Here is a 26,045-nt window from a genome sequence, read left to right as displayed (position 1 = left end):
GGGAGGTTTGATCTTTGGAGTTTGGCAATAGAAAATTAAAGGTAAAAGATAATCTAGATGTATTAATTGCATTTGGTGTTATAGCGATAGTTCTTATGATAATAATACCTTTACCTAAACAGGTAATAGATTTACTTTTAGCTTTAAATATAACAATTTCAATAATCATAATTTTAATTACAATGTTCACAACTAATGTATTGCAGCTTTCAGTCTTCCCTACATTATTGCTGGTTACAACATTATTTAGATTGGCACTTAACATCTCATCAACAAGGCTAATACTTACAGAAGCAGATGCAGGAACTATTATAACAGCATTTGGAAACTTTGTTATACGTGGTAATTATGTAGTTGGTATTATAATATTTTTGATTATAGTAGTAATTCAATTTATGGTTATTACTAATGGTGCAGGAAGAGTTGCAGAAGTATCTGCAAGATTTACACTTGATGCAATGCCAGGTAAGCAAATGAGTATTGATGCTGATTTAAACTCTGGAATAATAGATGAAGCTATGGCAAAAAAGAAAAGAAAAGACCTTCAATCAGAAGCTGATTTTTATGGGGCTATGGATGGTGCGTCTAAGTTCGTTAAAGGTGATGCAATAGCTGGTATTGTAATTACTATTATAAATATAATAGGTGGAATTATCATTGGAGTACTTCAGAAAAATATGACGGCTGCGACTGCCGCTCAAACATATACCATTTTATCTGTTGGAGACGGTCTTGTGAGCCAGGTTCCAGCGCTACTAGTATCTACGGCTTCAGGTATTTTGGTAACACGTTCAGGAAGTGAAGAGAATTTAGGAAATACATTATCTGCTCAATTGACAGCTTTTCCAGTAGCTACAGGAATTGCCAGCGCTATAATGTTGTTTTTAGGTATTATACCTAGCATGCCTAAAATTCCATTTTTTACAGCATCTTTAGCAATGGGAGTATTAACCTACTTACTTTATAAAGATGTGGCTGCTAAAGAGATACAGGAATTTGTATCAGAAGAAGAAGAAATTATTCAAGCAGAACGTAAAGAGCCGGAAAATGTTATGAATTTGATTTCTGTAGAGCCAATGGAGGTTGAAATTGGATATGGACTTATACCTCTTGCAGATGAGGCATCAGGTGGAGATTTACTTCAAAGAATTGCATCTGTTAGAAGACAATGTGCTATAGAAATGGGTATTGTTGTTCAACCTATAAGAATCAGAGATAATCTTCAATTAAAGACAAATGAGTACATAGTAAAAATTAGAGGAACCATGGTTGTTTCTTCAGAATTAATGCCAAGTATGCTTCTTTGCATGGATCCAACAGGAGAAAATTCAGATATGCCAGGTATAAAGACAATTGAGCCAACTTTTGGTCTTCCAGCAGTATGGATAAATAAAGATCAAAGGGAAGAAGCTGAAATTAAGGGATTAACCGTAGTTGATCCAACAACAGTAATGGTAACTCACTTAACTGAAACGATAAAGAGTCATTCATATGAATTGCTTGGAAGACAAGAGGTTAAACTTATTGTTGATAATGCGAACGAAAAATATAGTGCGGTTGTTGAAGAACTTATTCCAGATCTACTAAGTATCGGAGAACTTCAAAAAGTACTACAAAATTTACTTAGAGAAAAAGTTCCGATTAAGGATATTGTTACGATAATGGAATCTTTAGCAGATAACGCTAAAAATACTAGAGATTTAGAGGTCCTAACAGAATATGTTAGATTCTCATTAGCTAGAACTATTTGTAATCAAGTGGTTGATGAAAATAGAACAATTACAGTAGTAACTTTGGATCCAGGTATAGAAGAGATAATAGCAAATAATACTCAGAAATCAGTGCAAGGATCATTCCCAACAGTAGATCCAGATACAACTACAAAAATACTTACAGGAATTAAGAATACTGTAGAATCAGTTTATTTTTACAACAATCAGCCTCTTATACTTGTTTCACCAAATATAAGACCTGTATTTAGAAAGCTAATTGAAATGGTATTTCCTCACATTATGGTAATTTCTTTAAATGAAGTACCTAATGATGTTCAAATTAATAGTGAAGGAGTCGTAAGAATATAGATGATTATAAAAAAGTATCTCGTAGCAAATATGAACGAAGGTTTGACTCGGATTAGATATGAACTAGGAAAAGATGCTATTATAATAAGTCAGAGAAAGGTTAGAAAACCAGGATTTAAAGGCTTATTTTCTAAGAAAGTAATAGAGGTTACAGCAGCTATTGAAAATTCACAAAGTGATGATAATAGTAGTTCTAATAAGTACAGTAGTAAGTACAATAAAATGGATGAAGAGTTTCAGAATTCATTAGAAAGTATTAAAAAGTTAATGCAGGATGAAGTATCAGTTTCAAAAGATTTGAGAGAAATTCCTAAGGCTGATACCATAAGAGATAGGATATTAGAACATAATGCTAATCTTGAAAAGGAAGCGTCTAGTAATAATAGATACGAAGAAAATATTAATAAACAAGAAATTAAAAGTAGTTCTACAAAAATGGAAAATAGCAGTAAAGAACAAAAGGGCATGGATTATATAGATAAGGCTATAAATAATGAGGCGAATATAGAATCAATACATAAAGAAGTTAATGAATTAAAGAGTCTGTTAAGCAAGGTTATAAAAAATACTTCTAACGAAGATGTATCAGTAAACTTTATAAAAGAAAGATTAAAAAGTTTGGACATTGATGAAGAATTGCAAGATGGAGTTATAGAGTCAGTAGAGAATATAAATTCTGGCGAGACTTTAAATGAAGTAGAAGTTTTAAGAGAAGTTTTTGAGAGAGATATCTTAGTATCTACTAAGAGCTTGAATGGGCGCGTTGTATTAGTAGGGCCAACTGGTGTAGGTAAAACAACTACAATAGCAAAGCTTGCTGGAAGACTTGCACTTATCGAAAAAAAGAAGGTAGGATTAATTACAGTAGATACATATAGAATTGGAGCTATTGAGCAACTTAAAACATATGCAGAAATAATGAATATACCATTTAAAGTTGTAATTACAATGAAGGAAATGGAAGATGCGATTGAAGCAATGAGTAACTGTGACGTTGTTCTTATAGATACTACAGGAAGAAGCAGCAAAAATGCTATGCAAATTTCAGAGCTTAGAGCATTCGTGCAAAAAGCAAATCCTGACCATGTAAATATGGTAATAAGTGCAACTACTAAAAATAGTGATATAAAATCGATACTTACAGGTTATTCAGGACTTGAGTATGATAATATCATTATTACTAAACTTGATGAAACTACTGTGTATGGTTCTTTATATAATATTGCTAAAATTGCTAATAAACCAGTTAGTTTTGTAACTATAGGGCAAAATGTTCCAGATGATATAATGGTGCCTACAAAGGAAGAAATTGCTAATTTTATCCTAGGGGAGGAGATTCTATGCTAGATCAGGCTGAATCATTACGAAAATTGATTAACAATGAAGAACAAGAAATAAATAAAACAACTACAAAAATTATAACAGTAACGTCTGGAAAAGGTGGAGTTGGAAAAAGTAATTTTGTTGTGAACTTAGCAATATTACTTCAAAACAAAGGAAAGAAAGTTTTGATTTTTGATGCTGATTTAGGCATGGGAAATGATGATGTATTGATGGGATTATATCCCAAGTATAATATATTTGATATTATATTTACTGGTTTGGAAATAAAGGATATAATTATAACAGGAACCAATGGAGTTGATTTAATTCCAGCAGGATCAGCTTTAAGCAAAGCTCAAGAATTAGAAGAAGATCAAAAGAAATTATTTATAGAAAAACTTGAAATGTTAGATGAGTATGATTATATATTAATGGACACAGGAGCTGGAGTTAATAAAGATGTCTTATCTTTTATAGCAGCTTCGGAAGAGTTGATTATTGTAACTACTCCTGAGCCTACGTCGTTAACAGATGGATATAGTTTAATTAAAGCGACAGATCACTATAATCTTAAGACTAAGGCAAAAATAATTGTAAATAAAGCCTTTACTAAAGAGGAAGGTGAAGAAACTTATAATAAATTTAATAGGGCAGTCACTAAATTTTTAAAGATAGATGTTGAATATTTGGGATGCATATTAGAAGATAAAAAATTAGTACAAAGTGTTAGGCAGCAAAAACCTTTTGTTATATTATATCCTAATTGTGATGCATCTAAAGATATAGAAAAAATAGCTTCGAAACTTTTAGGACAAGAAGTGGATACATCAGATGGAGCAAGAGGAATGTTTAAGAGATTATTTAATATATTTTCATAGGAGGATTTTAAGGTGCTTAATTTTAACTTGAAAGTTAATGATAGAGTGGAAGTAATAATTGGAGAAAAAGCATATAAAGCTCTAATAATGGATGTAGAGGATGACTTTTTAAAAATGAATGTTCCCGTTTGTGACGGTGATTATTTAATGCTTCATTCAGGGGAAAAGATCGAATTGAATACTTACTTAAGTGAAAATGGATGCTTTAATTTTTCATGCGAAGTGATTTCAAGAGGTAAAGAAGGAAGCATAATATATTATAAAATCTCAACACCATTTAATATTGTAAAAATACAAAGAAGGAATTTTTTCAGAGTTGGGTTATTAAATCCAGTTCAATATAAAAAAATTACTGGAATCGATGAGGAAGATATTCCTAAGATACCTTATAAAGATGGATTAATGGTTGATTTGAGTGCTGGTGGATTAAAATTTAAAATAAATGAAGAAATTACTAAAGAAGATTTGATATTGGTTAGCTTAAAATTAAGCAAAATTGAAGTCGAAATTAAGTGTGATATTGTAAGAATTGAAAACACTCCAGATAAAGAAAAATTGTGTGGATTAAGATTTATTGATATTACTCCAGCTCAAAGTGAAAAAATGATTCAAGAGCTTTTCGAAATAATGAGAAGGCAAAGAGCTAATATGTAAATTTAGTGAATTAAATTTTGGATTTTTAAGGCCAGTTTTGTTCTAATGGCTTAAAAGTAAAAATTGAAAGAGTTTGCGAATATAAATTGAGAAATGAGTTTATGGGGAGGTAATAAGGATATGCACGCATTAAAAGACGTTGATGGAAAAGAGCAGATCATACAAGAATATATCCCGTTAGTAAAGTATATTGCCTCGAGGGTTATGTTTGGAAAGAACAAATACATGGAATATGAGGACTTAGTTAGTTACGGTATGGTTGGGCTTATGGATGCGTTAAATAAGTTTGACAATACGAAAGGAATGAAATTTTCATCATATGCGTCTATAAGAATAAAAGGTGCTATGATAGATGAGCTGAGGAAAAATAGACCTATATCTAAAGGGGCAATGGACAAACTAAATAGATACAATAAAGCGATAGACACATTGCAGTTAGAACTATTAAGGGAACCTACTAATGATGAGATTGCAAAAAATCTTGGGATATCTATAAGTGAAGTAGGAGAAATTGAAAATTACATAAATTATATTTCAATGGTATCACTGGAAAATGTAATTTTTTCAGATGATGAGGATGTAAACCTTATTGGAATTATAGAAGATAAAAATAGTCCAAGTCCTGATGCTTACTTACAAGATAAGGAGCAACTAGAGATTTTAACAAAGGCAATTGATCTTCTTAAAGAAAAAGATAGAATAGTATTAAATCTTTATTATTATGAGGGATTAACTTTAAAAGAGATAGGAACAGTATTAAGCGTTTCCGAATCTAGAGTTTGCCAATTACATAGTAGAGCTATTAGTAGCTTGAGAGAGTGCATGAGAAAATTGCATTATATTGATTAATATATAATTCACAGTGCACAATTTACAATTCAAATTGCATAATTAAGATTGGACAGAGATATATGTGTTGATTAGGTTAAAAGAGATTGTGAGTTGTAGATAATCGTTAAAAATTTAAGCACTGGAATATAAAAAGTTGGAATTACATTTTGCTATGGCTTAAAAAATTAAATATATTTTCGAAGTGTGAAAATATAACATGAAGTGTGGCATAATAAATTGTGGACTGAAAACTGCAAATGAATAAATGTGTATTGTGCATTCAATAAATAACTATGCATTGTGAACTGAGCAGTGTGAATTTAACAAATAATTGTGCATTGTGAAATGTGAATTGAGCATTGTGCATTGAACAGAGGTGTTTTATGCCATTAATATTACTGATAATAGGATTCAGTTTAATAGTTTATAATTATCGTGTTATCAAGAGAGAAAATAATATAAATAAAGAAAATGATGCATTAAATATATCATTTCAAAGTGTGTTACAAGATAGTAAAGAGGAATTAAATGATTATAAAATGGAAATAGGACTTTTAAGAAGAGATATTGCAGAAAGTCTAACTGAATTACAGGAAGAAATTATTAAAATAAAAAGTGATTTAAAAGAGCTTAAGAATGGTGAAGAAGGATACGAAAATAAAGAAGATCTAGAAATTGAAGATTTTCTAGATAAATATGATATAGATGACAGTATAAATTATGGCGAAGATAGAGAAGATCATAAAAAATCTAAAAGGCTGTACATTGTGGATGATAGTATAATGGATCTAGATGAAGAATATACTGAATCTTTAACAGATACTGATATAGACGAAGAAATTGGAGTGATATCTGAAATTAATTTTTCAGAAAGTGCGGATAGTAACAAGACTCAGAGCATAAAAAGACTTTTAAATGCAGGGTTAACAGAAGATGAAATATGTCGCGAATTATCTGTGAGTAAGGGGGAAGTATTATTAGTAAAAGGCTTATTCAAAAAATAAAAAATAAATTTATATTTCTCATGGATAGGAAGATCTTATTGGGTATAGGGATAGGATTGGTTTTAGGAGTTATATTTATGTTTGGATATAAATATACTGCTAGTCTTTCGGATAGCCAGATAGAGGAAAAGGCTAGAGCTTTAGGTATGATTTATGAAAGCGAACGTAAATCTATTTTGAAAGGGGACAATTAAAGTGATAAGAGGATTCTATACTTCTGTTTCAGGATTAATAGCGCTTCAAAATGATCAGGAAGTAGTAACTAATAATATAGCTAATGTTAATAATACAGGATATAAAAAACGTGAGCTTACAAAAAGTAGCTTTGAAGATGTGATGATATCTAACAGACAAAAGCTTGTAGGAGATAAATACGTTAAAAATGACATTGGAAATTTAAATATGGGTGTAAAAGTTAATGATGTTGAAACAGTTTTTACACAAGGAGCATTTAAATCAACAGATAGCATGACAGATTTTGCTATAGATGGTAGAGGATTTTTTGTAGCTCAAAATGGAAATAAAGAAGTTTATACAAGAGACGGAAATTTCAAGATCAATAATCAAGGATATCTAATAACAAACGATGGATCACAAGTATTAGGAATAAATAACTCTACAGGTGCAAGAGAACCAATATATGTTGGCGATTCAAAGTTTTCAATAGACGCTGATAACAATATTAATATCGATGGAGTTGGAGCAGCAGATAAGTTATTAACAGCAGACTTTCAAAATTATAATAATTTAGAACCAATTGGTGATAATTATAGCACTATGGATAACCCTATTTATAATGCAAAAGTAAATGTAAGACAGAACTTTCTTGAAAGCTCAAATGTTGATCCATCAACAGAGCTAGTAAAACTTATGGAAATAAAAAGACAATTTGAAACAAACCAAAAGTTTGTAAAAATGCAGGATGAAACAGTACAAAAGGCGGCAAGTGAATTAGGTCGAGTATAATAGGATAAGGCAAATTAGAGAAAATAAAATGTTCAAAGTGGTTAAGAGAAATTTATTGATTTTGCCTAATGTAAAGGAGGAAAATTATGTTTAATATTTTTGCTACAGCAAAGAGTGGAATGAATGCGTATCAAGAGAAGCTAGATTATCTTTCTAATGACCTAGTTAATATTTCAACAACAGGTTATAAGAGTACAGATATAAATTTTAAAGACTTGTTAACTGAATCACTTGATAGAAGAGGAACACCACTTGTGGAAAAAAAGGCGATTACTGGAACTGGAGTTAAATTAGGGGTAAATTATGCTAATAACAAACAAGGAAATCTCTTAACAACAGGTCAAAAAACAGATCTTGCTATAGATGGAAAAGGATATTTTGCACTTTCAAAGGAAGATGGAAGCATAGTATATACTAGAGATGGTAATTTTAAAATAGATTCGAATGGAGCTTTAGTAGACTCAAATGGAACTAAAGTTTATGTTCAATATGAGAATGGATTTTCAGAGGGAAATCCAGCGCTAGATAGGGAGAAGATGTCTATAGATAAAGATGGAGGAATATCTATGGAAGTTGATGGACAAGCAACTAAAATAGGTACAATTCCTGTCTTTACAGCTATAGGTGATAAGAGCTTTATACCTATAGGAAATAGTTATTTTGTTCCAAGTTCAGATGCACAAGTTGCACTAAGTAGTAACTATAATATAGAACAAGGTATGTTAGAAGGTTCAAATGTAGATGCAGGAGAAACATTTTCAGATATAGTACTTACACAAAGAGCTTTTCAACTTAGTTCAAAGGCTGTAACTACAGCGGATGATCTTTGGAGTATGATAAATAATATGAGATAATTAAAATAAGAATAATATGAGTTTTAGATAAATTAGATATATGTTTGCTGAAGAGGAAGAGTATAATTTCCAATATATTCAACAATTATATCTAATTTTTTTAGTTTGCAGAAAGTTATTCGCAGAGTATTTTTTTGTAAATAATATTGTAAATACAATTAACGCTTTACAATAATTAACTTTATAAGTAAAATAAATATGTGTGAATTAAGTAATATACTTGTTCTAATATGTCAATTTATATAAGGCACAATCAAAAAAATAACAAATTCATTATTTTTATGTGCCTAATGTACTAAAGTAAAACAAAAATTTAGGAGGAATTATTTTGGAAAATGTAGTTTACGTAACTGGACATAAAAATCCTGATTCAGACTCTATTTGTGCTGCATATGGTTACGCAGAGTTTAAAAATAAGACTGGTAATATTCCAGCTATACCTGTGAGATTAGGAAATGTAAATGCAGAAACACAATTTATATTAGATTATTTTGGTGTTAAGGCTCCAAGACTTTTAGAAACAGTTAGATTAAAAGTAGAAGATTTAGATATTGATACAATTGGGCCAATAACTTCTAATATTTCTTTAAAAGCAGCATGGAATATAATGAGAGACAATCATTTAAAATCACTACCTGTAGTTGGAAATGATAGTAGATTAGTGGGAATTCTTTCAATTTCAAACTTAACTTCATCATTTATGGATATATGGGATAATAATATATTAGGAAAAAGTAATACATCAATTGAGAATATATTAGATACGCTTTCTGCTACTAGTGTATATATAAATGAGAACTGTAAGACATTCCAAGGGAAAATTGCTGTTACAGCAATGCAGCCAGACAGTTTAAAAGAAATTGTAGATAAAGGTGATATTGCTATTGTAGGAGATAGACCAGATGTACAAGAAGCTTTAATTGATATCAATACATCATTAATAATAATTACAGGAGCACATAAACTTGCTGAAAATTTACTTTCTAAAGCTAAAGAAAAAGGAGTTACTATAATAAGTACGCCTCATGATTCTTTCACAGCTTCAAGATTATTAATTCAAAGTATACCTGTAAGTCATGTTATGGCTACTAAAGATTTAATATCATTTTCTAAAGATGATTTAGTTGATGATATCAAAGATATTATGGCTGAAACTAGATATCATAGCTATCCTGTAACTGATGAAGATGGAAGAGTAATAGGAACAGTCTCAAGATATCACCTTATTTCAAAGCATAAGAAAAAAGTTATTCAAGTAGACCATAATGAAAGAGGCCAATCAGTTGATGGATTAGAAGATGCTGAAGTACTTGAAATTATAGATCACCATAGAGTTGCTGATATACAAACAAGTAACCCTATATTCTTTAGAAATGAACCACTAGGAAGTTCTTCAACTATAGTTGGAAAAAGCTTTTTTGAACGTAATATAACACCGCCTAAAGAGGTGGCTGGATTATTGTGTGGTGCAATAATTTCAGATACATTATTATTCAAGAGCCCAACTTGTACAGAACAAGATAAAGATATATGTCATAAGTTAGCTAAGATAGCTGGCATTTCAAGTTTAGAAGAATTTGCAAAAGAAATGTTTAAAGCTGGAACTTCTTTAAAAGGAAAGACTGTATCTCAAATATTTAATCAGGACTTTAAGCCTTTTAATATGGGAGAATCAAGAGTTGGAGTAGCTCAAGTAAACACAATGGACATCGATGGATTTATGCCACTAAAAGATGAAATGTTAAGTTACATGAAGAGTGAAGCAGATAGCAAAGGTTATGCTGTAGTAATGTTACTATTAACAGATATATTAAAAGAAGGTTCACAAGTGCTAGTTGCAGGTGAAAGACATGATTATGTTGAAAAGACATTTAATATTCAATTAGTAGATTCAATGGCATTTTTACCAGGAGTTCTATCAAGAAAGAAACAAGTAATACCACCACTTACAAATGTAGTTAACTCAATGAAATAAATAACTAAAAAGAAAAAATCCTTTAGGGGATTTTTTCTTTTTTTAAAACAATAAAGGTATTGTGCACTAGATACCTAAAATAAGAATAAAATTACATATGTAAATACTGAAATGAAGGTCATGCATTTGTTCCAGGTTGCTGGAGTATTTATCTGTGAATTTCCAATAGCAGAAGTTGCACAATTCTTGCATGTTCCCGAGGCAAGCTCGTGACAAGCAAAAACGTAACAACTTCTACTAAGGAAATATCTACAGCTAAATACTCAATGCAACACTTCCACAAAAGCAAGACCTTCATTTCTGGTTAATAATTAAAAATATATTTTTTTACTTTAGGTTGGGCATCTAGATGTGAAATAACTGGGAATTAATATAGTGGATTGAGGTTCTGATATTTATTTGTATATTTAGCATGTTCCATAATATTTTTATTTAATGTGAAAAGAATTAGTAAGAACCACAGTACTTTTATTTTTTTTAGGTGAAAAGAATTTATAAGTGCTAAAGCACTTTTTTTTAAAAGGTGATAAGAATTTATAAGTGCTGCGCACTTTTATTTTTAAATGTGCATAACTTTTGTAATGGAAAATATATATATTATATAAAGTTCTATATTTAGGAGGAAAAGTTGTGGTACAGGAAAAAGAGTTGACATCTGGTCTTAGCACTAAGGAAGCGGAAAAGAGGATTAAGAACTTTGGACTTAATGAATTGAAGCACCATAATAAAGCATCAGCATTCAAAATATTTCTATCTCAATTTAATGACTTCATTGTTTGGGTGTTAATTGCATCTACTATAATTTCCGGGATAATTGGAGATAAGGCAGATGCCATTACAATACTTATAATAATAGTTATTAATGCAATACTAGGGTTTGTCCAAGAATTTAAAACAGAGAAATCTTTAGAAGCGCTGAAAGAATTAGCGGCACCTACATGTAAAGTCTTGAGGGATTCAAGTATACAGATTATAAATTCTATCTACTTAACAATAGGGGATATTGTTATTTTGGAGGCTGGAGATAGGATACCTGCTGACGGATTCTTTATAGAAAGTTCATCAGTAGTCGTTGATGAATCACTATTAACAGGTGAGTCAGTTGGTGTAAACAAAGAAGCCAATCCATATAAAGCTGATGGTAAAAAGACAAAGAAGAATAACGAAGGATTTATGGGAACTACTGTAGTAAAAGGAAAAGGGTTATTTAAAGTTGATTGCATAGGAATGAATACTGAAATGGGGAAGATTGCAGACTTAATTCAAAATATTGAAGAAGAAAAATCCCCTTTAAATAAAAGATTAGACTCTCTAGGGAAAGTACTAGTTGTAATTTGCCTTGTGATATGTGCAATTGTTACTGCAATGGGAATAATTAGAGGAAATGATATAACAGAGATGTTCTTACTTGGCGTTAGCTTGGCGGTTGCTGCAATTCCAGAAGGTCTAGCTGCTATTGTTACTGTTTCACTAGCTCTAGGTGTGTCTAGAATGCTTAAGAAAAATGCGCTCGTAAGAAAACTTCCAGCTGTAGAGACACTAGGATGTACATCTGTAATATGTTCTGATAAGACAGGAACATTAACTCAAAATAAGATGACTGTAAAAGAAGTATATTTAAATGGCAGAATTCATGAACTTGAAAAAGAGAAGCTAAGTAATTATACAAAGTTCATGAAAGCTCTTGTATATTGTAATGACTGTAATTATGATTTTACGAAGAAAAAAATGAGTGAAGCACTTCATGGTGATCCAACAGAAACTGCACTAATAAATATGTTCTTTAATGATGTTAATGATTTAGAAGATTTTATAAATGATGCAAATAGGATATATGATATACCATTTGATTCAAATAGAAAGATGATGTCGGTTATAATCAAGGAAGGCGCTAAGGAGGGAGCAAATGAAACATGTTACGTTAAGGGAGCTCCTGAAAGAGTAATAGATAGATGTGAATTTATACTAGAGAATAACAAAATAAAACCATTCACATATCAAAAGAAAAAGCAAGTTAGTGATTTTATTACAGCAATGTCATCTAGAGCACTTAGATGTATAGCAGCAGCATATAAGGAAGATAATCTAACAAAAAGTGATAAGTTAGAGCAGAATTTAATTTTTATAGGTATAGCAGGAAGTATTGATCCACCAAGAGAAGAAGCTAGAGATGCAGTTTTAAAATGCAAACTTGCAGGAATAAAACCTATAATGATAACAGGAGATCATCAAAATACTGCACTTGCAATAGCAAAATCTTTGAACATATGTAATACAGCAGATCAGGTAATGACAGGTGATGAAATCGAGGCTATAAGTGATTTAGAATTAGAGGGAAGAATAAAAAAAGTAAGAGTTTTTGCGCGGGTTTCACCTAACCATAAGTTAAGAATTGTAAGGGCTTTTAAGAAAAAAGGAAATATCGTTGCAATGACAGGCGATGGTGTAAATGATGCACCTGCTATTAAGGAATCAGATATAGGAGTTGCAATGGGAATTTCGGGTACAGATGTAACGAAGGAAGCATCATCTATGATTCTTATGGATGATAATTTCTCAACTATAGTTGCAGCTGTCGAAGAAGGAAGAATAATATATGATAACATAAGAAAATTTATAAGATACTTACTATCTTGTAACCTTGGAGAAGTATTAACAATGTTTTTGGCTACTTTGTTCTATCTACCTAATCCATTAAGCCCAATACAAATTTTACTTGTAAATCTAGCTACAGATGGACTTCCAGCAATAGCTCTTGGAGTTGATCCGCCAGAGCAAGATATAATGAGACAATCTCCAAGAGAGAAAAAGGAAAGTATATTTGCAAGAGGATTAGTTGAAAAAATAGTAATAAGAGGAACATTAATAGGATTGTGTACTTTACTATCATTTATGGTAGGAAGATATTACAAGATGAATTTAGAAACATGCCGAACTTTAGCATTATGTACATTAGTTTTATCTCAATTAATACACGTATTTGAATGTAGATCAGAAAGATACTCCATATTCCAAATTAAATTATTTACAAATCCTTATTTAGTTGGAGCTGTTTTAATATCTATATCACTAATGTGCTCAGTTTTATATGTACCATTTTTACAAAATGTATTTCATACAGTAGCATTATCTCTTAATCAATGGCTTATAGTTCTATTCTTTTCAGGGATAATAGCATTTATTAACAGTGTATATTTATTAATAAAAACAAAATAAAAAAAGGGCTTAGCCCTTTTTTTATCTTCTCATCATATTGTTTGCTTGTTGACGTGATTTTTTTATTTGGCTATGATCTATTGGCACTAAGTCTTTCTTAGTTGTAAGATTTAATAGGTTAAATATTTGAACTTCCTGAGAATTTTCCTTCTTACTATCCTTATCACCTGTAACACCCATAACAATAACTTTGTTACCTTGCTTTACAGCAATGAATTCAGGTTTTTTAAACCATCTATTCTTTTTATACCAACACTTAACAACTTTTTTTCCAACTTCAGGTTTTATAACCATTTCAACCATTAATCTATTGAAGATAACATAACTTTTTTCAATAAGCTTTACAGATAAAACAGTTCCAGATATGCTTGTAATTCTGTCACCATACTTTTCCATATAAGCATTTTGGAAATAGTTACTGAATTTACTACCTATTTTTTCTTTAAGACCCATAATAATTACTCCTTTACATAAAAATATCGCTAATAACGCTATTATACTTAAAATACTTTATTATTATACCATATGTCAAATAAAATTAGCTAACTTTTTAATATGTATAGCAATTAATATAAATGTAAGATTTATACCATATATTATTGTTTCATTAACTAATGATTTGTATGTTAAAATACTTATAGATTATTTTGTATAATAATGTACAGATTTTTTTATAAGCTATATAAAAAAACGGTGCAAATTGTTTATATATAAACAATTATAAGCTAGATTTATACGATGAAATTCAACTACAAAGCAGAAACATTTTTCATAGTCCTGCGAAATAACAATGTTTCTACTTTCGGTGAATTATCGCGTAATTTTAGATTTAATGTTTTTTATCTATGCATGACCAATTAAATATTAAGAATCAGTTAATCATAAAGAGGTGATTTTATAAAAATGGATAATGTAATATTGCACGTAGATATGGATGCTTTTTTTGCATCTGTTGAGCAAAGGGATAATCCAGATCTTAAAGGTAAGTCCGTTATAGTAGGCGGGATAAGTGAAAGGGGAGTAGTATCAACTTGTTCTTATGAAGCAAGAAAATACGGCGTTCATTCAGCTATGCCGATGTTCATGGCCAGAGAGAAATGTCCAAATGGAATATTTGTATCTGGAAGATATGGAAAGTATGCTAAAGTATCTCAGGAGATATTTGAAATATTTAATGAAGTTACTCCACTAGTCGAACCTGTATCCATTGATGAAGGTTTCTTAGATTTGTCTCAAGGAAAAATAAAAGATGGAATTGAAGCAGCAAGGTATATTAAAAATAGAGTATTTAAGGAAGTTGGTTTAACTTTATCTATTGGTATATCTTATAATAAATTCTTAGCAAAGCTTGCTTCTGAATGGAATAAACCAAATGGAATCAAAGAAATAAGAAAAGAAATGATTCCTGATATATTATTTCCTCTTCCTATATCTAAGGTTCATGGTTTAGGTAAAGTATCAGTAGCAAAGCTAAATAATATGGGGATATATTATATTGAAGAATTATATAAGATGCCTAAAGAATTTTATATAGAGTATCTAGGCAAGAATGGTATTGAGATATACGATAGAATAAGAGGAATTGATAATAGAAAAGTCGAGTTAATTCGCGAAAGAAAATCTATAGGAAAAGAAAGGACCTTAAAATTCGATACTAAGAATAAAGAAGAATTGAGAGAATACATTAAAGAATTTTCTTTTGAAATTGAAGAGATTTTAAATAGAAAAAATGTCAGTGGAAAAACTGTAACACTTAAATTTAAAACTAAGGATTTTGAAAATCATACAAGAAGTAAAACATTAAATTATTATATTGGTACTCAGCTTGAAATATATAAAGTTGCAGAAGAGCTATTAGATAGTGAGCAATTGAAAGAAGAAGTAAGGCTGATTGGAGTCAGCATATCTTCATTCAAAGAAACAGAAGTACAGCAAATGAGTTTGCTATAATGTATTGTGCAGAACTTAAAGTGAAGCGATAAACAGCCGAAATAGAATACATATATGTTCCGCAGGACTAGAAAAACTTCGCTAGGTATGTCTAAATGGGACGATGTGCCCATTTATGCGTGCTCCAAATTTATTTGGACAAGCAAAATGGAACAACGTCTCATTAAGACATACCAACAGCTCATTTTTCAATGCCTGACTTCACATATATGTATTCTATTTCTTTGTTTTGCTATCACTTTAAGTGATTCACCTATACACCGAACATAAAGAAAAACATATATTTTTAATTATGGCATATATCAGAAAGGAAGGTCTTGCTTTTGTGGAGGTGTTACATAGAGAATTTAGCTGTAGACATTTCTTCAGTAGAAGTTGTTCCAGTTTTGCTTGTCCTGTGCTTTGCCACAGGAGCATGCAGAAATGGGTACGACTTCTACTATTAGAAATTCACAGCTAAATTCTCAGTAATCCGAACAAATGCATGATCTTCCTTTCGGTATTTATATATATAACTTTAGGTATCTAGTGATTCAAAATACCTTATGATTGTGCTTAAAGAGCATATTCAAGAATTGCTCTTAAAACTCCATGTTCTACATTACTTGCAGCTATGTACTTACCATATTGCTTCATGTCTTCTGGAGCATTTTCCATGACAAAGCTATACTCAGCTTCAGCGAGCATTTCTATATCATTGTAATAATCTCCGAATACCATAGTTTCTTCTTTTGATATATTATCAGTATCCATAAGACTCTTTAAAGCAACACCTTTGTTAACGCCTTTGTTTGAAATATCAGTCCAAATTGCAGCTGTTGAAACTATATTAAGATCATTGGTTAATTCACTGTCAGTTATATTATTAGTGCCTTCCAAATTACAAATACTAATTTTAATTATATCATCATAAATTTTACTTAAATCATCTACAATTTCTAATGTTGTATAATATTTCTTTATTTCAGTCAAATATTCTTCAGAATAATTTTCAATATATGCACAATTTGGAGAGCATACTACTAATGCATTTGCTTTAACTTTTTTAGCTTCACTGATTACATTTTGAACCATATCTTTAGCTAAAACACTTTTATAAATTATCTCATTATTATCAACAACTAAAGCTCCATTTTCACAAATAAAAGATAAATATCTTCCTACAGGGCCAAAGTTAGTTTGTAGCGTATAATAAGGTCTTCCGCTAGCAGCAACAAGTTTTATGTTTTTTGCTCTTAAACGGTCCAAGATATCAGTAAATCCATCTGGTAAGTGACCATTCTCGTCTAGTAAAGTTCCATCCATATCTGTTACAACTAATTTAATCATAAAATCTCCTTCCAATGCTTCGAATTTAAAATATATACATATAGAATGATAACATATATTTAAGAACTAATAAAGGTGATGATTCTACCATGGAAGATATGTACATATAGATTACATTTTAAAGAATAATTTATAACTTGTTTCACATCCTATAAGTAGAGGAAAATCAAATTATTATTTATGAAGGAGAAAGATGAAAAATATTTTGAATAAGAAAAATAGTATTTTTAAAAATATCAATTATCCATTAGCAGCTTTTTTCCTAGTAATAATAATAGGTATATTTACTTTATTTATTAAACCTATTATTGGTATGGCTGATAATGGGGATTTCTATAGAGTTATAAGTTCAAATGGTGTATATGAATTAAATCCAAATGATAGTGATTTATATAATGGATATTTTTATAGGTATTATGGAATTTATAAATACAATAATGATATAGAAAAAAATTTTATATCAACTCAGGGAATTTTCATTAAGATAGCAGTTTACATAAGTCAGATGTTTAATAAGAATTTCATTTTAGACATAAGATTCATGTCATGGATGTTTTTATTTGTAGAGGCAATTGGAATTTATTTAATTGTAAAGGTATTAATAAATCAAGTTACTGAAGAAAAATGTAAATTAATAATAACTTTAGTAACCATTTTTATATTTTGTGACACAGCATATTTAGCTTATTATAATTCCTTTTATGGGGAAGCTATTAATATAAGTTTCTTTCTGCTCAGCATAGGAATTTTATTAAATATGGCAGAATTCAATAAGTTTAGCAAGCTAAATGTATTGCTGTTTGGAATTTCTTCTTTTATATTTTTAGGTTCAAAACAGCAGCTTTCGCCAGTTGGTATTTTAATTGCAGCATTATGTCTTAGAATAGGATTTAAAAATAAGGAAAAATTATTTAAAGGGATATCCATGATTTTAGCTATTGGATTTGTAATAAGTTCAATATTGTTTTATAAGCAGATAAGTGGAGATTTTCAATATATTAATGGATATCATGCAATGAATAGAGGGATTTTATTATATGAAGAAGACCCTGATGAAGTTATGAAATTTTTTAACTTAAATGAGCAGTATTCCTTATTAAAAGATACAACTTTCTATGATGATGTGACTCTAGTTAATTTATATGATAAACAGCTTATAGAGGATTATTATAAAAAATTTACTACAAAAAAAATAATCTCATATTATATTGCACATCCAAGGGCATTTTTCAAAATGTTAAAAATAGCTTTTGATAATGGATATTCCATAAGACCTAATGCAATGGGAAATTACGAGAAATCTGAAAACAAAGGCTTTGGGGCTAAATCATATTTTTTTGCATTATATAGCACAGTAAAAGAAAAAATATTTACTGGAAATATTGTGCTATCAATTATTGTGATAATAGGGTATGGTTATTCTTCAATTATTAGATATATAAAGGCGAGAAAAATTAACTGTCATACTATGATTTTTAAAGAAGAGGTATATTTTTATATATTTTTAGTTGGAGTATCTCAAATTATAATATCTGTTGTGGGTGCAGGAGATGCAGACTTAGCTAAACATGTCTTTATGTATAATATGAGTTTTGATTTAATTTTAATATATTTTATAACTATAAAATTACAAAATCGCCAAGCTAAAATAAACCCCAAAAAATAATATATAGATATATATGCTACAATTTACAATGCATATTTCACAATTCACTATTACGGCTAAAGTTATTATAATATTTTTGGAACATATATGTTTAAGTTATTAAGCTCATATCTTTACTAGAAATCATAAATATATTTGTAACCACAAGGGTCATAATATGGAGAAAACATTTGAAAATTAGCGTTTGATTTATACTTTGAAATATATTCTATACTAGAAAGTAGAAACATTTTTGCGCAGCAGGCATTTAAAGATGAGATGTTAAAAGTGCTTTATTGTAGGTTGTTCCACTTGTGCTTGTCACACTGAAAGTGGGAGCAAGCACGAGTGGCGACAACCTGCAATTTAGCACTTTCAGCGAAATTTTTATAGTCCTGTGAAGCAACAATGTTTTTACTTTCGGTTGGCTATATGTATAAGTCTAGTTCATACTTGGGTTATCTATATATGAAAGAAACAATAAGTAAAATTTGATTTTGTATTCACTTTCAAGTGTTTTGAACTGGAGGAATGATATGTGGAACCAGTTAATGTAAGAAAAAAGGTTGATATCCTAATAACTATGCTTATAGCGTATTTCTTTGTTTTATGTTTAAGCTATAAAGTTTTTGAATTAGATAATTCTTTTGAAAATTATATTATGCTCGAAGTTGTAATGATAATAGCTCTTGTAAGTTATTATACTAATGTTACATTGGCTTTAGTTGTTACTCTTACAGCTGATTTTATTTATATGAGTTACAAATTATATTTAAATTTCTGGGGAAATGTAAATATTGATTTTTACTCATATTACTGGATTTTTCTAATTCCAAGTACAGCTATTTTAATGTCTTTAGTTTCAAGAAATATTTTTGCGCTTCAAACAGAAAATGAAAGTTTGATAAATGAAAATTCAGAATTAGTCATGATAGATGAGGAAACAAATATTAAAAATCAAAGAGCTCTTTTAATGGAGCTGCCAATATATATGAAGTTGAGCACAAGACATAAAATTCCTGTTACCTTACTTATTGTAAAGATTAAGTTTGCAGAAAAACTTAGAAGTATATTAGGAAAAGAAGGGTATAAGCTTTTGCTGATTCAGGCAAGTCAAGTTCTTGAAAAAAGCTTAAGAGAGGAAGATATTAAATATATAATAGATGATAAGACTTTTGGGTTTTTGACAATTACTGATATGAGTGGAGCTAAAGTTGTAAAGGAGAGATTTAGAGAAAATATTAATAAATATGATTTTACTAAAGGATCTCATTATAAAAAAGTAAAGCTAGATATTCAAATTGGTAGTTATACCTTTGATAATTCTATAAAAGATCCGTTGGAGCTCATTAGACTGGCAGAGAAGGAATTGGAATATGATATACATGAATAAATGCTTTATTTATAAAGTCATAACAATTTTGATTTGCTTTATAGGCGCTGAGTATTTTATTACCCCCATGAAATGTTATGGAGAAAACAACAAAGTACTTATTTTGTATGATAAAAGTAAGGAATATGGAAGTGAAAAAAAATTATTGAGTTCTTTAGTTAAAAGTCAGTTGTCAAAAGAAAAGGAAATTAACATATCTAAAATAAATATAGATAATTCAAAAGATGTGGAGCAATATAATGAAATATTTATTTTAAATATTGGAGAAGAAAATCATAGTATAGAGGAATTAAAAGAGGAATTAAAATCATATGACAGAAAGATTAACTGGATAAAAAAATCTTCTGAACTTTTAGATAAAAAGGGTTTTAAATTAAAAACTGAAACTTATTTATATCTTGATAATGTAACTCCTTTTAATGATTTAAATAATTTAATAGGCGAAATTGATTATCTAAAAGATAAGGGGATTAAATTTTTTATAGAAGCGGCACCGGTATTTGTAAATGAAAACTTGAAAGCCATGGGCAGATTTTCAGAAGCTTTAAGATATGCACAGGCTAATGGAGGAAAAGTAATACTTAAGTTTCCTATAATTAATTCTAAAGGAGTAAATGGCACAGATACAGGGGGGAAAATAATTGGAGATAAACTTAAAGAGGCCTTTAAGAATTATACTAATTATTGGATTTATCCAGTTGGAATAAATGCTGATGAAGAATTTATCTATAGAGAAGATTTGAAAAATATTTTAGAAAGCACTAATACTTTATTTCTAAATTACAATGAAGATATTAACATTGATATAGATAATTATGAAATCAAAGCTTATACCAATTTTATTCAAAAAGTTGATTTAAACGACTATATTAATAATGAAAAAATAAGCGGTAAAAATGCAATAAAAATAGAAAGTAACTGCAATTTAGAAGAATTTAAAAATAATATTGATAAAGTTTTAAGTAAAGAAATTAATCTTATTCCAAGTAATAAAATGAGCACTTATATAAAGTTTGAAAGTGAAATTAAGAATGATAATGGAAGAGTTTTCTTTAACAATCAAGAGGTAACTCAGGATAGATTTATTAATGCAGAAGAATATGAAAATGCTGTTAACAAAACAATTAATAAAGAAAATCTAATTAAAGAGGATTTAACTCTTACTAATAGAAGACTGGAAATATTCAGTGGAGCAGCTTTAATAATATTTATAGGAATACTTATAATAAGCAGAAATATAGAAAGAAAAAGGTTTTTTAAATAATGGTATGAATATTTTAGATTATTTAGTTATATATTCACTCATAGTAATATGGATAACAATTTTTATGAATGTGATATTAGTAATAGCCGGATATATGTATTATTCAAAAGTAAACAAGGAATATATGTATGAAGAGCTTGAAAGCTATCCATTTGTATCAATATTAGTTCCAGCTCATAATGAAGCTGTAGTAATAAAAAAGACAGTAATTTCTCTATTAGAATTGGATTATCCAAATGATAAATATGAAATTATAGTAATAAATGATAATTCAAGTGATAATTCTAAAGATGTACTTGAAAATGTCAAAAAAACTTATTATGGCAGAAATCTTATAGTGATTAATACTGACAATATAATAGGGGGAAAAGGAAAATCAAATGCTTTAAACATAGGTCTTCAAAGAAGCAAGGGAGAAATTCTAGCGGTTTATGATGCAGATAATACTCCTGATAAAAATGCTCTTAAGTATTTGGTACAGACTTTGATAAAAGATAAGAAATTGGGAGCAGTTATTGGAAAGTTTAGATGCAGAAATAAGGATGTAAATTTACTTACAAACTTTGTTAATATAGAAACTCTTACATATCAATGGATGGCGCAGGCAGGAAGATGGTATATGCTTAAACTTTGCACTATTCCAGGAACTAATTTTGTAGTTAGAAGAGAAGTGATGGAAGAAATGGGAGGTTGGGATACGAAGGCTATAACAGAAGACACAGAAGTCAGCTTTAGAATTTATAGAATGGGATATAAAATAAAATTTATGCCTCTTGCAGTAACTTATGAACAAGAACCTCAAACTATTAAAGTATGGTTTAAGCAGAGAAACAGATGGGCAAAAGGAAATATATATGTAGTAATAAAAAATCTGAAATATTTATTTGGACTAGAAGCAGGAGTAACAAAATTTGATATTCTATATTATACTTTGGTTTATTTCTTTTTTTTATCTGCAAGCGTAATATCAGACTGTTTATTTTTGCTTGGAGGAGCAAATTTAATTGAACTTCATATTGGAGGGTATGAGATTATTTTATGGTTTATGGCATTATTAGTATTTGTCTTATCAGTAATGGTAGCAATTTCAACGGAAAAAGGAGAATTGAATGTAAAAAATGTATTGATTATATTTTTAAGCTATTTTACTTATTGCAAAATGTGGGCTATAGTTTCGGTGGCTGGTTTTTACAATTATATAAGGGATGTTGTATTGAAAAAGGAAGCAAAGTGGTATAAGACAGAAAGATTTTCTTAAGGAGGAGCAGCATGAAAGGATATATTTCAAATAAAGTAATGAGGAACAATGAAAAGCACATCTTTGGAGTATTATTTTTTTTCGTGTGTTTTATTTTTTCTACAGCGATTTTGATATTTAATACAGGTGCTGAAGTATTTGCTGCATCTGAAGGAAATAATATAGAAACAACTGAAAGTATAAAAACTTATAGTTTAAGTAATGACATATCCTTTAATGGAACTTTTTCAAGTCATAGTATATATTTCAATGTAGATAAATGGTGGGAAAATACTAAAGCTGAAGTTCAAGTGAATTTTTCTATAAATCAATTAATTGATAATAGTAAAAATTCCTATATAAAATTATCCGTTAATGGAACGCCTTTTTATTCTCAAAAAGTTTATTACAGAGCAGATTCAGAGGTTCAGCAGTTAACAGTATCTATACCAAAGGAGCTAATAAAAACTGGATCTAGTGAATTAAAAATAGAAGCTTACTTAAGATCATCTGAGGACTCATGTGTAGATGATGTTAATTCAGCTAATTGGTTTGTAATAAAAGATGGTACTAACATAAAAACAACCTTTAACAATATTATTTCCAATAATAAAATATCTGATTTTCCATATCCATTTTTAAAAAATCATGATAATGATAGTGATTTAGAGGATTTATTAATTATAATTCCAGATGATTACACTGATTCAGAGCTTAGTGCTGCATACATCTTAAATTCATATTTACAAAAACTAAATGATAAATATGAAAATAAAATAAGTATAACTAAGTATGGAGATTTTCAAAAAGGAGAAAATACCAATAATATATTTATTGGAAAATTTAATAGTTTTCCTAATGAGTATACAGAAGAAAATGATCAAAGTGATGAATGTCTTATAAAAATATCAAATTCATTGTATTCAAAAAATACAAATATTAAAAACATGATGATCTTGTGTAATGATGATGACAACTTAATAAGAGGAGTTAAAGCACTGGGAAACCAAGAGTTAATATCTCAGTTAAGTGGTGATACTTATAAAGTAAATAAAGATTTAAAGGTAGATACAGTTCCAGATACTAAAAGTGGAAAAATCACTTTTGATAGTATGGGAATTGGAGAAATACAGTTAAAAGGTGTTTTTAGAAGAGAAGCTGGAATAAGCTATAGTATTCCTAAAAATAAGGTTTTTTCTGAAAGCGATAAGCTTAAAATTTTCATGAGATATTCAGACAATCTTAACTTTGATAAATCTTTAGTTACAGTGTATGTTAATAATACACCTATAGGAAGTAAAAAACTTGATAAGAGTAAGGCTTTAAATGATGAATTGGAGCTTAGTTTACCAAGTGATATAAGTTATACAAACTATTTAGACATAAAGATTGGTTTTGATTTAATTTTAAAAGATACATATTGTGAAAAAAGAGAAGAGGATATGCCTTGGGCCCTTGTTACAAGAGATTCGTATTTATATATTGGTGATAACGATACGGAAGGATATTATTTTTCAAGTTACAGTGCACCATTTGTAAAAGATGAAATGTTTAATGATACTGCAATGATTGTTCCAGATAGTCTAAGTTCTAAAGAAATGAATTCATTAGGAAAAGTCATTGGCTTTTTAGGAAAAGATGTTGCCTACAACAATGGAGATTTTAAAGTTATCAGTAATTCAAATGTGACAGCTGATGATAAAAAGAAAAATATAATAGTCTATGGAACACCAAAAACTAATAAATTGATTTCAGAGATAAATGATAAATTATGGTTTAAGTATGATGAAAGCTATTCAAAATTTTTATCAAATGAAAAGCTTCAATTAACAGAACCTTTTAGCTATAAGATTGCAAACTTCCAATTTGATATATCAAAATATAACAACCAAAAGGCAATGCTTGTATTAACCTCGCCAGATAATAAAGTATTAGAGGACTCACTAAATTATTTAAGTGTAACGGAGATGTTTCAAAAACTTAATGGAGACTGCGCAATAATAGATGAAGAGGGTAATATTAAAACATATAAAATGAAAAAAGAAACTACAAAGCCAGTTTATGAAAAGGTAGAGGAATTAGGCGGCAATGCCAAGATAATGCTTATAATAATAGGTTTGTTTATAATATTTGCAGTAATTGCTATAGTTCTATATTTATATAAAAACAAAAGCAAAGACAAGAGCGATAAAGGTAAAATAGGAAGTAGAAGAAGACGATACAATAAAAAATAATAAATTATATATTAAGTCAAGTTTTTATTATATAAGTAGAGTGGAGCAGTAGATCCTACTATATGAGACCAATATAATTATTTTTAAGTAAATGTTTTCGGGGACTTGATCGTATTTGAATAAAAATTTAAATATGATAACATAGTAATTGAGAAAAATAATAATTAAATACTTTATAAACTATATTTGTTGTAATGTACAATTCACATTTCACAATGCACAATTACAGCTAAAGTTCTTGCAATATTTTTAGGATTACGATGAAGAATTATTTTTGCAACATATATAGTTTTACCAAAAATAGATAAATGGGGTGATATAATGAAATATGCATTAGATGTGCATACTCATACTATAGCAAGCGGCCATGCTTACTCAACCTTAATGGAAAATGCAAAAGCTGCTTCGGAGAAAGGAATAAAGGTGCTTGGTACTACAGAGCACGGAATTACTATGCCACATTCTCCGCATATATGGTATTTCAATAATTATAAGGTGCTGCCAAGAGAACTTTTTGGAGTTACAATGCTTTATGGAACTGAGGCTAACATAATTGATTATGATGGAAGCTTAGACATGGATGATTTAACATTAGAGAAATTGGACATTGTAATTGGAAGTATACATGATGAAGTTTACAAAGTTGGAAATATTGCAGAAAATACACAAGCTTTTATAAACGTAATAAAGAGTGGAAAAGTTGATATAATTGGTCATCTTGGAAATCCAGGAGTTCCAGTTGACTTTGAAGAAGTAATAAAGTGTGCTAAGGAAAATGATGTTTTAATAGAAATTAACAATAGCTCATTTACAACATCTAGAATTGGAAGTTTAGGTAATTGTACAAAAATAGCATCGTTATGCAAGGAACATGAGACTAAGCTAATAATAAATAGTGATGCGCACTTTTGTACTCGTATTGGGGAATTTACAGAAGCTATTAATATGCTAGAATCAATAGAATTCCCGGAAGAACTTATAATAAATAATGATCCAAAGGAATTATTATTGAGATTAAAGAAAAAAGGTAGAATAAAAGATTTAGAAGTAGAATAATTGCAATAGAAATTAAGAGAGTGTAAAATAGTCTGTGTAAACTTCATTAGAATGATATAATAAATTATCAAATGAAGGGAGTACAGGCTATGTCTTTATCTAGAGATGAATTAGTAAAATTAATTTTGAGTAACTCTGATATAAAAACGACTGAA

At 29.2% G+C, this 26,045-nt stretch carries 20 protein-coding genes; 18 read left to right on the top strand and 2 right to left on the bottom strand.

Annotation, left to right across the window (positions count from 1 at the left end; genetic code table 11):
* The first annotated feature begins 14 nt into the window (after nucleotides 1-14).
* The 10 genes from flhA (at nucleotide 15) to L1S46_RS11790 (ending at nucleotide 13,782) form a co-directional block, all read left to right on the top strand.
* Nucleotides 15-2,081: a flagellar biosynthesis protein FlhA gene (gene flhA / locus L1S46_RS11835; protein WP_238900085.1), complete on the top strand. Its 2,067-nt coding sequence runs from the start codon at nucleotides 15-17 to the stop codon at nucleotides 2,079-2,081.
* Nucleotides 2,082-3,428 carry a flagellar biosynthesis protein FlhF gene (gene flhF / locus L1S46_RS11830; protein WP_238900084.1) on the top strand — a complete coding sequence of 449 codons (1,347 nt, stop codon included), beginning with the start codon at nucleotides 2,082-2,084 and terminating at the stop codon, nucleotides 3,426-3,428.
* Entirely contained in the window at nucleotides 3,422-4,282 is an 861-nt protein-coding gene (locus L1S46_RS11825; protein ID WP_236896309.1) for a MinD/ParA family protein, read from the top strand. Before flhF ends, L1S46_RS11825 begins: the two co-directional genes overlap by 7 nt.
* A 12-nt stretch (nucleotides 4,283-4,294) precedes the next feature.
* Nucleotides 4,295-4,936: a PilZ domain-containing protein gene (locus L1S46_RS11820; protein ID WP_238900083.1), complete on the top strand. Its 642-nt coding sequence runs from the start codon at nucleotides 4,295-4,297 to the stop codon at nucleotides 4,934-4,936.
* Nucleotides 4,937-5,056: 120 nt separating this feature from the next.
* The gene (locus tag L1S46_RS11815; RefSeq protein WP_238900082.1) at nucleotides 5,057-5,785 is read left to right on the top strand and encodes a FliA/WhiG family RNA polymerase sigma factor; all 729 of its coding nucleotides are present in this window, start codon (nucleotides 5,057-5,059) and stop codon (nucleotides 5,783-5,785) included.
* 365 nt (nucleotides 5,786-6,150) lie between these two features.
* Nucleotides 6,151-6,771: a hypothetical protein gene (locus L1S46_RS11810; RefSeq protein WP_017211348.1), complete on the top strand. Its 621-nt coding sequence runs from the start codon at nucleotides 6,151-6,153 to the stop codon at nucleotides 6,769-6,771.
* A 195-nt stretch (nucleotides 6,772-6,966) separates the two neighbouring features.
* Nucleotides 6,967-7,737, top strand: a complete 771-nt coding sequence (locus L1S46_RS11805) for a flagellar basal-body rod protein FlgG (RefSeq protein ID WP_017211350.1) — start codon at nucleotides 6,967-6,969, stop codon at nucleotides 7,735-7,737.
* Nucleotides 7,738-7,823: 86 nt separating this feature from the next.
* Nucleotides 7,824-8,591, top strand: coding sequence for a flagellar basal-body rod protein FlgG (locus tag L1S46_RS11800; protein WP_041899418.1), 768 nt, complete (start codon nucleotides 7,824-7,826; stop codon nucleotides 8,589-8,591).
* Between the two features lie 328 nt (nucleotides 8,592-8,919).
* Nucleotides 8,920-10,566, top strand: a complete 1,647-nt coding sequence (locus L1S46_RS11795; RefSeq protein ID WP_238900081.1) for a putative manganese-dependent inorganic diphosphatase — start codon at nucleotides 8,920-8,922, stop codon at nucleotides 10,564-10,566.
* Between the two features lie 630 nt (nucleotides 10,567-11,196).
* On the top strand, nucleotides 11,197-13,782 hold the full coding sequence (locus tag L1S46_RS11790) for a calcium-translocating P-type ATPase, SERCA-type (protein ID WP_017211353.1): 2,586 nt from the start codon (nucleotides 11,197-11,199) through the stop codon (nucleotides 13,780-13,782).
* 21 nt (nucleotides 13,783-13,803) lie between these two features.
* Here the strand turns inward: L1S46_RS11790 and L1S46_RS11785 are convergent, their stop codons facing one another.
* Nucleotides 13,804-14,235, bottom strand: coding sequence for a hypothetical protein (locus L1S46_RS11785; protein WP_012060399.1), 432 nt, complete (start codon nucleotides 14,233-14,235; stop codon nucleotides 13,804-13,806).
* A gap of 450 nt (nucleotides 14,236-14,685) precedes the next feature.
* On the opposite strand from L1S46_RS11785, the gene L1S46_RS11780 reads away from it, so the two are divergent.
* Both L1S46_RS11780 and L1S46_RS26345 read left to right on the top strand, forming a co-directional pair.
* Nucleotides 14,686-15,732 carry a DNA polymerase IV gene (locus tag L1S46_RS11780; protein ID WP_238900080.1) on the top strand — a complete coding sequence of 349 codons (1,047 nt, stop codon included), beginning with the start codon at nucleotides 14,686-14,688 and terminating at the stop codon, nucleotides 15,730-15,732.
* 323 nt (nucleotides 15,733-16,055) lie between these two features.
* A complete protein-coding gene (locus tag L1S46_RS26345; RefSeq protein ID WP_275298996.1) occupies nucleotides 16,056-16,178 on the top strand; it encodes a hypothetical protein in 123 nt (40 codons plus the stop codon).
* 109 nt (nucleotides 16,179-16,287) lie between these two features.
* Here L1S46_RS26345 and L1S46_RS11775 read toward each other — a convergent pair whose 3' ends face one another.
* Nucleotides 16,288-17,061 (bottom strand): HAD family hydrolase, encoded by a 774-nt coding sequence (locus L1S46_RS11775; RefSeq protein WP_238900079.1) that lies wholly within the window; start codon nucleotides 17,059-17,061, stop codon nucleotides 16,288-16,290.
* 193 nt (nucleotides 17,062-17,254) lie between these two features.
* Between L1S46_RS11775 and L1S46_RS11770 the strand changes: the two genes are divergently transcribed.
* From L1S46_RS11770 to L1S46_RS11745, 6 genes are all read left to right on the top strand, one after another.
* Nucleotides 17,255-18,727: a hypothetical protein gene (locus L1S46_RS11770; RefSeq protein WP_238900078.1), complete on the top strand. Its 1,473-nt coding sequence runs from the start codon at nucleotides 17,255-17,257 to the stop codon at nucleotides 18,725-18,727.
* A 517-nt stretch (nucleotides 18,728-19,244) separates the two neighbouring features.
* Entirely contained in the window at nucleotides 19,245-20,099 is an 855-nt protein-coding gene (locus tag L1S46_RS11765; RefSeq protein ID WP_238900077.1) for a diguanylate cyclase, read from the top strand.
* A gap of 67 nt (nucleotides 20,100-20,166) precedes the next feature.
* Nucleotides 20,167-21,363, top strand: a complete 1,197-nt coding sequence (locus L1S46_RS11760) for a DUF2334 domain-containing protein (protein WP_238900076.1) — start codon at nucleotides 20,167-20,169, stop codon at nucleotides 21,361-21,363.
* 4 nt (nucleotides 21,364-21,367) lie between these two features.
* Nucleotides 21,368-22,621, top strand: coding sequence for a glycosyltransferase family 2 protein (locus tag L1S46_RS11755; protein WP_017211359.1), 1,254 nt, complete (start codon nucleotides 21,368-21,370; stop codon nucleotides 22,619-22,621).
* 11 nt (nucleotides 22,622-22,632) lie between these two features.
* A complete protein-coding gene (locus tag L1S46_RS11750) occupies nucleotides 22,633-24,834 on the top strand; it encodes a cellulose biosynthesis cyclic di-GMP-binding regulatory protein BcsB (RefSeq protein ID WP_238900075.1) in 2,202 nt (733 codons plus the stop codon).
* Between the two features lie 321 nt (nucleotides 24,835-25,155).
* The gene (locus L1S46_RS11745; RefSeq protein WP_077309119.1) at nucleotides 25,156-25,890 is read left to right on the top strand and encodes a phosphatase; all 735 of its coding nucleotides are present in this window, start codon (nucleotides 25,156-25,158) and stop codon (nucleotides 25,888-25,890) included.
* The last annotated feature ends 155 nt before the right edge of the window (nucleotides 25,891-26,045 follow it).

Origin of the sequence: Clostridium sp. YIM B02500 (assembly GCF_022324665.1) — a bacterium.
Taxonomy (GTDB): Bacteria; Bacillota; Clostridia; order Clostridiales; family Clostridiaceae; genus Clostridium; species Clostridium beijerinckii.
Note: the sequence above shows the minus strand (reverse complement) of the source record. Positions and strands in the feature narration are given on the sequence as shown.